The organism is Mycoplasma zalophi, from assembly GCF_025486335.1.
Lineage (GTDB): Bacteria > Bacillota_I > Bacilli_A > Mycoplasmatales > Metamycoplasmataceae > Metamycoplasma > Metamycoplasma zalophi.
The window spans coordinates 25,871-38,649 of sequence record NZ_JAOOPZ010000004.1 but is presented as its reverse complement, the minus strand read 5'-3'; the positions used below and the strand labels follow the sequence as shown (position 1 = coordinate 38,649).

Below are 12,779 nucleotides of genomic sequence, written 5' to 3'. Positions count from 1 at the left end.
TAAATTTAATTTAAGTTTAAGGAAAATATGAAAAAAGATAAATTATTGTATTTTACACCTTGATTAAGTCTTTATCAAACCGACAAAGGTTTTATTTATTCTGAAAGAAAAAATATTGATTCAGTTGCTGTACTTTGTTATCGTATAACAAATAATCAAAGAGAATTTTTAGTTCATTTTCAACCATTACCCGAAATAAAAGAAAAACAAAAATGAAACGATTGTTTTCCAAGCCCTATTACTGGTGGTTTAGAACAAAATGAAACTTATTTACAAACAGCAATAAGAGAAACATTTGAAGAAGCAGGAATTAAGGTTAATGAAGAAAATCTAGTTAAATCATTTAGAATGCTAGCAAGTACACAATCAAATGAAATTGTTTGTGGTTTTATTTTTGATGTTACTAATTTAAAACAAATTGAACCTACTACTGATGGTTCTGTATTTGAAAAAGTAAGTTATAACAAATGATATAGTGAAAAAGACTTTAAAGAAATAGTTAAAAATGAACTAACTATTGCTAGTTTAGCTTATTTATATTACAAATTAATTGAAGATTAATATAAATAAATTAGGTAATAAAAAATTAACATTTTGTCGATGTTAATTTTTTAATTCATTTTTATTTAGCTTGTTTCATTGAACGCATTATGCTTTTAATTTGTGTTTCTGATGCTTTACGCCCCATCTGCGCAAACATAACACGAATCATTTTTTCATTAATTGGAGGATTTTCATCTAATTGTTTTTTGATTTTACGTTGAGTTAATCAAGCGGCAAAAATTGCTCCAACTAATAACCCTACTAAAAATAATCCAATAGCTAAAGCTACAATAGCACCTGTTGACATATTAACCTCTTTTCCTTAAAAATATTTTCTTTGTAAATATATAAATTATAAATGGTAATATTAATACCAATAAGATTGATATTAAAAATATTTTTGCATAAAAGCGATTTTGTTTCGCTTTTTCTTCTTGAATTTTTTGAATGATTTCTGTTTCTAATCCAAAAGAATCCCTAATATTTGTTATTCTTACTTTTCTTAATATAGCTCACACGATGTGAATTAATACTATTAAAAATATTATACCTGTAAATAAATAAACTCAGTTAATTGGATTTGGAAATGAATTATTTATTCATGTTTTAAAATCCAAAACAAAAGCAGGATTATTAGTGTCTTTATGAACTAAATCACCATACTGAATTCATTGTGAGTCTTTAATTGCTCAAAAAATTAATGTAAATATTCCAAAATAAAACACAGTTGCAATAGTGATTCAATTATGTGAAGTTTGCCTTAAAACTAATTTTCTGTACAAAATACCAATAAAAGCAGGTGTTGTTTTTTCTTGTCTTAAAATTGTTTCGCGATAATCTTTAATCGATCTTTTTAAACTAGAAAATTCAATTACATCATTTATTCATTTTCACAACACAAATAACATAAAAACACCAATTAAAACATATCAAATTCAAGGAGTTTTTTCCAATTTAAATAATGTTGGTTTTAGAGCTAATAATATTATAAGTATTGAAGAAGCTACTAATAAAACTGATGAAATTAATATATTAATAATTTTTGATAAATTTTCTCAATTATAAATTCTCATAATGCTATTAGGGATAATACCTTCAGGATCTTTTGTTTTTGTTGATGCAAAAGATTTATTTTCAATTGTATTATTTATTGACATAGTAGCAGTATGTTGTGAGTCATCATTTTGATTTTTATGTTCTTGATTTCAGGGTTTTAGTTGCATATTTTTCCTTATTTTGAAGTATCTGTTTTTAAAATTGCTAAAAATGCTTCTTGAGGAACTTCTACAGTTCCAATACTTTTCATTCTTTTCTTACCGGCTTTTTGTTTTTTTAGTAATTTTTGTCTACGAGTAACATCTCCACCGTATAATTTTGCAGTAACATCTTTACGATAAGCTTTAACAGTTTCTCTCGCTATAATTTTACCACCAATTGCAGCTTGAATAGGAACTTCAAAGTTTTGACGCGGAATAACAGTTTTTAAACGTTCACATAATTCACGACTTCTTTGATAAGCTGAATCTTTATGAACAATCATTGCTAAAGCATCAATTTTCTCACCATTTAATAAAATATCAACCTTAACTAACTCAGATTCTCTTAAACCAATAAAATCATATTCAAAACTTGCATAACCTTTTGAATAACTTTTTAAAAGATCAAAGAAGTCAAAAATTATTTCATTTAATGGTAATTCATATATTAATCTTCTTCTATTTTGATCGATGTACTCAATATCAATATATTTTCCACGTTTATTTTGACAAAGATCCATAATTGACCCCAAATACTCTTGTGGAAGAAAAATACTTGCTCTTATATATGGTTCTTCAATCATCTGAATATAACTTCTTTCAGGTAGTGATGAAGGGTTAGTAATATTTATTGTTTCACCATCTGTTTTTGTTACATAAAATTCAACACTAGGAGCAGTAGCAATAATATCTAAATTAAATTCTCTTTCTAATCTTTCTTGAAGAATTTCCATATGTAACATACCTAAAAACCCAATTCTAAATCCAAATCCTAAAGCTTTAGATGTTTCTGGTTGGTATGAAATTGAGCTATCACTTAAAGAAATTTTTTCTAAAGCATCTTTTAAATCATTAAAATCACGAGTATCTACTGGATAAAACCCAGTATAAACAACACTTTTTAATTTTTTATATCCAGGAAGTGGTTCTGGTGCTGGATTCGAAGTTAATGTAATTGTATCTCCAACTTGAATGTATTTTGCATCACGAATACTTGCAGCAATTCATCCAACTTGACCTGCTTGTAAAAAATCTTTTTTAATTTCTTTTGGAGTTCTTATTCCTAATTCAGTAACAGAAAATTTCATTTTATTATGCATTAAAACAAACTCATCACCTACTGATATTTTTCCATTAAACAATCTAACAAGTAAAACTACACCACGATAAGCATCAAAATAACTGTCAAACACAAGTCCTGTTAGCGGTTTAGCAGTATCTGCTTCTTTTGGATAAGGAATTTTATTGATAATTGCGTCTAAAACGTCTTCAATCCCTTGACCAGTCTTAGCACTAACTAAAATAGCATCTGAAGCATCAATACCGATTACATCTTCAATTTCTTTTTTTACTGCTTCGGGATTAGCTGAAGGTAAATCTATTTTATTAATAATTGGAATAATCTCTAAATCATGTTCCATTGCTAAATACACATTTGCAAGGGTTTGTGCTTCAATTCCTTGTGTTGCATCAACCAATAATAAAGCACCTTCACAAGCTGTAAGTGATCTTGAAACTTCATAAGTAAAATCAACGTGTCCAGGAGTATCAATTAAATGGAAAACATAATCTTTATACTTAATTTCAACAGCATTTAACTTAATTGTTATTCCTCTTTCACGTTCTAATTCCATTTGATCTAAATGTTGAGCTTCTAAATCTCTTTTTTCAACAGTATTTGTAATTTCTAAAATACGGTCTGCTAAAGTTGACTTACCGTGGTCTATATGAGCGATTATTGCAAAGTTTCTTATTTTTTTATCTGTCATAGTTTATATATTATAATAAATTTTTAATATTTCTTGTGTATCAGGTTAGCATAACATATTATTTTTTATAAATATATAATTGTTTTATATAATTTAATTTATGAATTACATTTGAATAAATTTTATTTTAATAGTACTTAGTTATTTCATTGGTTCAATAAATATAAGCATAATAATAAGTAAAAAAATATCAAAACAAGATATAAGAGAACTAGGTTCAAAAAATGCAGGAGCAACAAATATACTAAGAACATATGGAAAAAATGTTGCCCTTTTTGTGTTTTTATTTGACATGTTAAAAGCTTATTTAACAATAATACTGGTATTTTTTATTCAAAAACAATTACACTCTCAACCATTTGTTGAAAATATCATCGCAATTAGTTGTGGTATAGGAGTTGTTTTAGGGCACTTATTTCCCATTTATTTTAAATTTAAAGGTGGTAAGGGAGTTAGTTGTTTTTTAGGTATTACCTTAGCTGTTAATTTTGTGTTATTTCTAATTGCAATTTGTTTATTTTTAATCATTATATTAATTACAAAATACGTTTCACTAGCTTCAATAACTGTACCTTTATTAATAAGTTTAATTTCCTTAATACCTTGAATATCAACTGGTTTATTTGGTTTTACAAATGTACAAAATTTATTTTGACTACCTGCAGTTATTTTATTTATTTGTTATATTTTTGTAGTTATTTCACACAGAAAAAACATTTTAAGATTAATAAATAAAACAGAAAATAAAATATTTAAAAAATAATTGTATTAATACTGAAAAAATACTCAAATTTAAAAATCAAACACTATAATGTTTGATTTTTTATGTTAAAAAATAACAAAAAACAAGTTAAAATTTAAAACTTTTTTGTGAATTTTAACTTGTTTTTTAATATTTAAATTTTGAAAATTATTTTTTTAATTTTTCTTCTAGTGAAGTAATTAATTTTGTAAGTTTAGGAATAACAAATTTTGCTCCTAAACTTTTTAAAATAAATCTAGGCGCTTTAACTTTTTTACTAATATTAGCGCTTAATATATTTCAAGTTATAACTGATGCTCTAGAAGCAATTTTATGTTGATCATCTACTAAGATAGCTAGTTTTAAAGTTTGAAGGATATTTTCAAATTTATTTGCAAATTCTGAATTAGCAACTACTTCATTTCATTTGTTTTTTAATTTGTTTGCCAAACCACGATTTAAATTTTGTTCTTTAATTGTTTGTTCATCTCAATTTGAATTTTTAGGTATTTTTTTGAAGTCTAATTTTATTGTTTTAGATGTTTGGTTATTTAAAGCAAATTTTAAACTTAAAGATCATGCTGGTTTTTGATTGTAATTAATTTCAACAATTTTTATATCATCTGATATTGTTATCATTGATTGATCAAAAAATCATTGTTTTATTAAAGTTACAACGTTTTGATATTCAGTTAATTTATTGTTTTCTTGTGCTTTTTGTTGTGTTATTTTACCTGTTTTAAGTTTGGTATAATCTGCTTTTTCTATTGCTTGTTTTAAATATTGTGCAAAAAATTTGTCGCTAACATAATAATTGTTAAATTCTTCTTCTAAAAAATCTTCCATTTCTTTTAAAGTCATATCTGTGTCAATAACAAATTCTAATCTTTCTTCGTTTAAATTAAAATCTATATTTGTTTTATTTACTAATGGAAGGACATTAGTTAAAAAATCTTCACGTGTAAATTTTTTTTGCACGTTAAACAATGGCATTTTTATAAAAATTTCATTGTATTCTTTTGGTAAAGAATTAACTGAATTAATTTCGTTAATAAATTCAGTAAAAGATGATTCTTTATTTTCGTTACTTTGTGTTGGAAGCGTTATTTCTTTTACTTTATATTGAATTGGTTTTTCAACATCAGTATTTTTGTTACTTACATTTGTTTCATTTTTTTGACAACTAACTAAAGAAATAGCTGCAATTGCACTAGTAGCAAACATAGTTAATAATAATATTTTTTTATATTTTATTCTCATTTTTTTCTCCGAAATAAATTTTTATATTGCTTATTTTACTATGAAACAAAAAAAAAAAAAAAACGACTCAAAAATTTCAAATAATGCTGAATTTATACTGATTTTAGACATAAAAAAATCAGCTAGTGCTGATTAAAACTGTCTTTGAATGTTTTCATGTTTATATTTTTTTTCTAAAAATTTTATAGCTGGTTGTAAATTGAAAATAAAGAATGTATAAATAGGTATTTCAATTAATGATTTAAAAATAATTGGAATCATAAAAATAAGATAATAATCTTCATATTTTCATGTCCCACTTCTAAATCTATTATGATAATTTATGTAAGCAAATGGCCCTCAGAATCAACGATATAAAACAATAGTTATAGTTATGTTTAACAAAATAACAAATAAATTTTGAGTAATTTTTTTAATTTTTTGTGATGAGTGTAAGCTATGAAGTAAACAAATTACAATTACAACAATTCAAATTAAAGTTAATGAAGTGATTGAAATTCCTAAAACTATATTAAATGGAATGTTTTTACCTTTTAATGATGTTTCTCTTTGTTTAATAGAATTACCATAGATAGAAATTACACTAATAAAAGTAATTGTTATCATAATTAACATAATAATTCCAACAATTCACAATCATTTTGAATCTAATTTTCTTAATTTAAAAATGAATGCACTTGTTATTGAAATTAACACAGGAACAATTGCATATTCAGGCATTCAAAACTGAATTCCATAAATTAATTGTGAAGTTGTATCACACAAAATACTCAAAATTGCACTTTTTACTGGTCCTAAAATAATTCCATAAACAACAAATAAAGCATATGTTATTGAAATATTTTTAGGTCCTGTTAAAACAAATTTTTGAATCGAATGAAAAATCATATAAAGCGCTATTAATAGGCCAAAAATGGCAACATCATATGCAGTTAATTTAAAATTATTTTTAAATCAATTATGAATTTTTTGCAACACAGGTGTATCTGGATTATTATTTTTCATTTAAAGCAAGCTCCACAATAGTTTGTACCATAGTAATGGTTGAAAAATTATTTTTCTTAGCAACACCTGCAATATCTAAATGTATTAAGTCGATATCTTCTCTAAATTCATTTAAAAACATAGCAGCAGAAATGGAACCACCAAGTCCACTTAAATCTGCATTTTTTAAATCTGCAACTTGTGATGATTTAATATTTTCAGCATATTCTTCATCCATCGGCATTCTTCATATTTTTTCATGCGCTTTTTTTGATGCTTTTTCAAATTCTTTAAAAAACTCATCAGAAGTTGAAAATGTACCAACATATGTATCACCTAATGCTTTAAAAATTGCACCAGTTAATGTAGCGATATCAATTAGTTTAGTTGCTTTTAAATTTCTAATTGCATATGTTATTCCATCTGCAAGTACTAATCTACCTTCAGCATCTGTGTTGTTTATTTCAACTGTTTTCCCATTCATTGATTTATAAACATTATCAGGTAATGATGCATCACCATTTACGCGGTTATCAGTCAACATTAAAACAGCTGCAAAATTTTGATTTGCTTTTAGCCTTGCAATAGCTTCTAAACTAAAAGCAGCAACTACTGAACCAGTCATGTCATATTTCATACCAACTAATGATCTAGGTGATTTTAAAGAATATCCACCTGAATCATAAGTAATACCTTTACCAACTAAAACAGTTTTATTTTTATCATTAGGATTTGGAGTATATTCAATTACTACAACTCTTGGTAAAAATAATGAACCTTTATTAACACTTAACATTAAATTCATATCTAATTGATGCATATCATTTTGATCTAAAATAGTAACTTTAATGTTTTCTATATCTTTAAAATGTTCAGGAATAAGTTTTGCAAGTGTTTCACTATTTGCAATATTTGGACTTAATGCTTGATAGTATCTAGCATTATTAACGGCTTGAGCAATAATTTGTGATTTTTTTGCAATTTCTTGAAAGTTTTCAAGGTTTTTTGAATATATTTCGTGTTCGAATATTAAATTTTCTTGTTCTTGTGTTTTCAATGAAAATGTTTTATATTGACCATAAGTTAACCCATAACTAAAACATTTTATAACTTGTTTTATATCTAAATTATCACAAACAAAAGTGTCTAAATCAATTTTATAAACTCTATTTGCATTTTTAGGTAAATTTAATGCAAATTTTTGTAAATCTTCAAATGTTAATTTTTCTTTTTGCCCCGCAATTACTTCTGCTTCATTTGTGTATACATTTTCAATGATTTTTCATTTATTTTCGCTATTTTCAGTAAATTTTGCTCTTAATATAAATTTTTGCATTATTTTTTCTCCTTTGCATAAGCATATTCAGTAAGTGTTGCAACTAAAGCAGCAAGTGGTCTGTGTTTTTCATCTTCAGTAGTACCGGCTACATCACAGTGAATGAAATTAACATGCTCTGTTGCAAAATTATATAAAAATGAAGCCGCAATATTACAATCACTAAGTGCTGCGTTTGTTGAACAATTTAAAAGATCAGCAACAAGAGATTCTTTATTAGGTTTATTAAAATCTTCATGAAGAGGCATTCTCCATACTTTTTCTTGAACTGATTTAGCAGCTGATGAAAATATTTCTCACTCTTGATCGCTATTTGTATAAATTCCTGAATACTTATCACCTAAAGCGGTCAAAATAGTTCCTGTTAAAGTAGCAACATCAATAATTGTGTTTGCTTTTAAAACATCTTTTGCATATGTTATACCGTCTGCAAGTACCAATCTACCTTCAGCATCTGTATCAACAATTTCTACAGTTTTTTTAGACATAGATACATAAACATTATCAGCAACTGAAGCGTCATTATTTAATTTATTATCAGTAATCATCATTACAACACTAACGTTTGTTTTTATTTTGTTTTGAGCAATATTTTTTAATGCATATGCAGCAATTACAGACCCAGACATATCCATTTTCATGTAATTCATATAACCATTAGTTTTTATATTATAACCGCCTGAGTCATAAGTAATACCCTTACCAACAATAGCAATTTTTTCATCTGAGTCTTTTATTGGTTTATATTCTAAAACTACAACTCTAGGTTCGTATAAACTACCTGCATTAACAGATAGCATAAGACCCATACCTAATTCTTCAATTTCTTGTCTTTTTAGTACTTTTACGCTGACATTTTCAAAGTTTTTAAAATCATTTTCAATAAAATCAGCTAATCATTCACTTGTACAAACATTAGGTGGAGTAATTTGTAAATCTCTTGTTTGTCTTACATTTTCAACAAGTAAATTTAACTTATTTTCATAATCTTTATATTGATCTGTTTCAATTAAAAAATCTAATTGATATTTAGAATTTTCTTTTTCAGTTTTTTGATTATAAATTTCATCATTAAAAAAACTATTTCTTAAATAAAATGAACGTAAAACATCTTCATAACTAACATGTTCATTAACAAAACTTTTTACATCTACTAAAATATCTTGATCTTGATTTTCAATAATAAAATCAACTTTGGATGTTAATTGTGTGTAATTTTTTATTGTATTTACATAAAAATATAAAATGTTGTTTTTATTATCCAATGTAAGCGCTAATTTATTTTTAGAAACAAATTCAGGCACATCAGTATCTTTAAAAACAGCTTTTAAAAGTACAAATTCATTTCTTTTTTGAATGTATTTTTTATTCATATTTCTCCTTAATTCATTGAATTTACTTTTTTAGTACTTCAATCGATTGTTTTTTTATTTATAGATTTTAAAATTAAATTAGCTTTTAAAAAAATATTTGAACCTAAAAACCCACGATAACAACTTAATCCTGAAGGGTGTGATGTTTGAAGTACGTAATGTTGATCTAGATGCAAATTTTCAATAAATTTTTGTGCTTTTTGACCAAAACTTAAAAAAATAACATTTTCGTTTAATTCTAAAATTTTTTTAATTGCATTAGTTACAAAAATTTCTCAACCTATTTTTTCATGTGCAAGAGCTTTATCTAAAACGGTTGTTAATTTTGTATTTGATAACAAAATTCCCTGTTGTTTTCAATATTCTAAACTGTTAGTTTCAAAAGTAGCCTCAGAATAATTTGCTTTTATTTCTTTGAAAATATTTTTTAAAGAAGATGGAATTTTTTTGTCATTTGTACTAAATGCTAAACCATCTGCAGTACCTTTTGTATAATATGGATCTTGTCCTAAAATAATAACTTTTACATTATTTCAATCTAATTCAAAAGCCCTATATCAATTTTTTATTTCGGGGACAATTTGTTGATTTTCACTTTGTAATTTTTTTTGTAAATTAATAAAATATTCTTTTTGTGACTCTTCTTTTAAAAATTTTTGTAAATTATAATTCATGTTTAACAATTTTTTTACCTTCATATTGATATTCATAAAAATATAAATAACCATCGCTAAACATAACTTTTAAAGGACTTTGAATTTTCTTTTCTGTCGCTCTAAACACTTTTATTCTTTTTTGGTTTAAAAATAAAAAGGCTCCAGGTTGATTATTTAAAGCTTTAATTTTTGCAAGAGCCTCCTTTTTGGTCATATCTTGAGTAATTTCACTTTCTTCATTTGATATTTTTGGTGCATATGTTACTTTTGAAGTATCTTGTTTAGCGGCTAAAATTGTTTTTGTATACAGTCCTTTTAATCATGAATCAATATTTTCAATTGCTAAATCTGCCATTTTTTCATATGCTTCTAATGCAGTATCTTCTTCTTGAACTTCAAATTTAGCTTTTGCAATCATATCTCCCGCATCCATTTCTTTAGTCATGTAAATTAAAGTAATTCCCATTTCTTTTTCATTGTTTAAAAATGCATGTTGAATTGGAGCTGCTCCACGATATTTTTCAAGTAATGAACCATGAACATTAATAGAAGCAATTTTGGCTAAATTTAACACTTTGCTTGGAATAAATTGTCCAAAAGCTGCCGTTATTAAAAAATCAAAATCTAAAACTGATAATTCTTCATAAATTTCTGATATTTTTTCTGGTTGAAATAATTTAATATCATGTTTTTTTGCAAGTTCAGCTACTTCTGTATCTAGTAGTTCTTTTTTTCTATTTAGTTTTCTGTTTGGTTGTGAAATAATTCCGACAATTTCATAATTTTTAATTAAATGTTCGAAAATTTTTACACTAAATTTTATTGTTCCTGCTAATAGTAATTTCATATTATCAAATTATAAATTAATTAATATATAAAGCAAATAAAATGACAAAGTTGTGTTAAATTTTATAAAAATATAAGCATCTTATAAACAAGATGCTTATCAATTAACTATTTGTAATCAAAGTTTTTTTATATTCTTCTTCTAATTTATTAGCATGTTCAAAAAAATTGTTTTCAATTTGTATGCTTCAAGTTAATTTTGTTTTTTTATCGATGTTTGGTAGTGTTTTATATAACCATTTTAGACTCAATATAAAACTTATAATTCCTGTTACAAGTCCATTTAATGCGAATCCAACACTAACAACTAAACTAGATTGACTATTTGGATAACCATTATTAAATAATGCAAACCCAACTCCCACCGCAATACCCATAACAAATCAAAATGTTATAAACGTTTCAAGTGAAACAACAAGTATTGACATTTTAATATCATTCGTTGCTCTAAATAATAATATTCCTCCAATAGCTAAGCTATAAAAAATCATTCTTAACATATTAATTCGCATATATAACATAACATCTTGTAATCTGTTTTCCGGTACAAATAAAGAAATTGCAAAGTATTTAGCAAAAGAAGCAACTAATATATAAACTAGTAGTGCATAAATTGCAGCAATCAATAAAGATCATCAGTATATTTGTCTAATTCTTTGGATGTTTCTTTGTGTATAGTTATAACTTAATAAAGAAGCGGCACCATCACTTATACCAAATAATGCTAAAGCAAATAAGGTTATACTTGGAGCTGCTTTTGCTCAATTATAAACATTGGTAAACCCATCACTAAAAGGTAAATTATTTAAAAGTAAAGTTATCATCAAATTAATTAAACCTACTCCTAGAGTTCTTACAAATGCACTTAATCCCAATAAAGAGATAGGCATTAGTAATCTTCATCTAAATTTAAAATGTAATAAATGTTTATAACTTAGTCATGTTGTGCTTTGTTTGTTTCCAATTCATACATAAATCGAATATGCTCCAAGGTTAAAAAACCAACCAATTAATGTTGCTAAAGCTCCGCCTAAAATACCCATTTTTAAAACAATAATAAATAAAGCATCAAATGCAAGTCCAATGACATTGGCAACAATTGCTCAAATCATTACATGAGCATTTTTCCCTTCTGCTCTTAATAAATAGCTAAATAATAAATATAAAGCTTGTAAAATACTTCCAGAACCATAAATATATAAATAAGTATTTACTCATGAAGTGGCCATTTTACGGCTTGCATCATAATATCCTTGAAAAATATGTGAAGGTAATAAATTGGATTCCGTTACAAATGAAGCATTTTTAAATTCATTATCTAATAAAGTTAAGCTAGCGGAATTAAATTTTGAGTGACTTACAATTTGTCCCGTTAAATTACTTCAGATAAAAATAAACATCAATAAAGTTGTAAACAATGCAACTATACATGAACTTCAAAAAGTAGTTGCTCAAAGATCTTTTCCGGTTCTTTCTACTTTTTTTGTAATACATTTTGTGTAATAAACACTTGAACCCATAGGAACTAAAAATATAACAGCATTAGCACTAATAAAAAAAGGTGAAGCAGCATTCATTGAAATTGAAGCCATAACATCACTAGAAATAGTTGAAATATATTCTCCATCAGGAAGTGTTGACATATAAAAATTAAACATGGAATTAAATTGCTCTCGATTTAAAATTGGAATAGCATTATCTAAATAAAAATATAATTTATCACTATTTGAAGCTAAATCACCATTTAATAAACCAATCGTTCTAGGTACAAAATTTAAAATAAATACTTGATTAAAAAATGCATAAAGACCCATTGTTAACATTGTTAAAATACCAGGTATAGTAACAATAAAAATAGCTTTTTTTATTGGTGTTTTTTCAAATAATTGGATTGCTCGTTGTTGTTTTTTATTTTCTGAAATAACCATCGCCATTTTCCCCTCTTTGTAATAATGATTTATTTTATCACTACGAAAAAAATAATCAATAATTTTTTTATTTTTAAATATTTAAT

The 12,779-nt window shown here is 25.4% G+C and carries 12 protein-coding genes; 2 read left to right on the top strand and 10 right to left on the bottom strand.

Features of this window, described 5'->3' with window-relative positions:
• The first annotated feature begins 27 nt into the window (after positions 1-27).
• Positions 28-561, top strand: a complete 534-nt coding sequence (locus tag N8G13_RS02985) for an NUDIX domain-containing protein (RefSeq protein WP_262289414.1) — start codon at positions 28-30, stop codon at positions 559-561.
• A gap of 61 nt (positions 562-622) precedes the next feature.
• Here N8G13_RS02985 and N8G13_RS02980 read toward each other — a convergent pair whose 3' ends face one another.
• From N8G13_RS02980 to lepA, 3 genes are read right to left on the bottom strand one after another with little or no spacing between them, the layout of a single operon-like run.
• Positions 623-850, bottom strand: a complete 228-nt coding sequence (locus N8G13_RS02980) for a YneF family protein (protein WP_262289413.1) — start codon at positions 848-850, stop codon at positions 623-625.
• A gap of 1 nt (position 851) precedes the next feature.
• Entirely contained in the window at positions 852-1,766 is a 915-nt protein-coding gene (locus tag N8G13_RS02975) for an MSC_0882 family membrane protein (RefSeq protein ID WP_262289412.1), read from the bottom strand.
• Positions 1,767-1,774: 8 nt separating this feature from the next.
• Positions 1,775-3,568 (bottom strand): translation elongation factor 4, encoded by a 1,794-nt coding sequence (lepA, locus tag N8G13_RS02970; RefSeq protein WP_262289411.1) that lies wholly within the window; start codon positions 3,566-3,568, stop codon positions 1,775-1,777.
• Between the two features lie 100 nt (positions 3,569-3,668).
• On the opposite strand from lepA, the gene plsY reads away from it, so the two are divergent.
• Positions 3,669-4,331, top strand: coding sequence for a glycerol-3-phosphate 1-O-acyltransferase PlsY (plsY, locus tag N8G13_RS02965; protein WP_262289410.1), 663 nt, complete (start codon positions 3,669-3,671; stop codon positions 4,329-4,331).
• Positions 4,332-4,478: 147 nt separating this feature from the next.
• Here plsY and N8G13_RS02960 read toward each other — a convergent pair whose 3' ends face one another.
• The 7 genes from N8G13_RS02960 to N8G13_RS02930 form a co-directional block, all read right to left on the bottom strand.
• Positions 4,479-5,570 carry a hypothetical protein gene (locus N8G13_RS02960; RefSeq protein ID WP_262289409.1) on the bottom strand — a complete coding sequence of 364 codons (1,092 nt, stop codon included), beginning with the start codon at positions 5,568-5,570 and terminating at the stop codon, positions 4,479-4,481.
• Between the two features lie 132 nt (positions 5,571-5,702).
• A complete protein-coding gene (locus N8G13_RS02955) occupies positions 5,703-6,575 on the bottom strand; it encodes an ECF transporter S component (protein ID WP_262289408.1) in 873 nt (290 codons plus the stop codon).
• On the bottom strand, positions 6,565-7,890 hold the full coding sequence (locus tag N8G13_RS02950) for a M17 family metallopeptidase (protein ID WP_262289407.1): 1,326 nt from the start codon (positions 7,888-7,890) through the stop codon (positions 6,565-6,567). Before N8G13_RS02950 ends, N8G13_RS02955 begins: the two co-directional genes overlap by 11 nt.
• Positions 7,890-9,263: a M17 family metallopeptidase gene (locus N8G13_RS02945; RefSeq protein ID WP_262289406.1), complete on the bottom strand. Its 1,374-nt coding sequence runs from the start codon at positions 9,261-9,263 to the stop codon at positions 7,890-7,892. Before N8G13_RS02945 ends, N8G13_RS02950 begins: the two co-directional genes overlap by 1 nt.
• A gap of 8 nt (positions 9,264-9,271) precedes the next feature.
• Positions 9,272-9,937 carry a uracil-DNA glycosylase gene (locus N8G13_RS02940; RefSeq protein ID WP_262289405.1) on the bottom strand — a complete coding sequence of 222 codons (666 nt, stop codon included), beginning with the start codon at positions 9,935-9,937 and terminating at the stop codon, positions 9,272-9,274.
• Positions 9,927-10,766, bottom strand: a complete 840-nt coding sequence (locus tag N8G13_RS02935; protein ID WP_262289404.1) for a methionyl-tRNA formyltransferase — start codon at positions 10,764-10,766, stop codon at positions 9,927-9,929. The genes N8G13_RS02940 and N8G13_RS02935 overlap by 11 nt, the downstream gene beginning before the upstream one ends.
• Before the next feature lie 103 nt (positions 10,767-10,869).
• The gene (locus N8G13_RS02930) at positions 10,870-12,699 is read right to left on the bottom strand and encodes a multidrug transporter MATE (RefSeq protein WP_262289403.1); all 1,830 of its coding nucleotides are present in this window, start codon (positions 12,697-12,699) and stop codon (positions 10,870-10,872) included.
• Positions 12,700-12,779 lie beyond the last annotated feature (80 nt).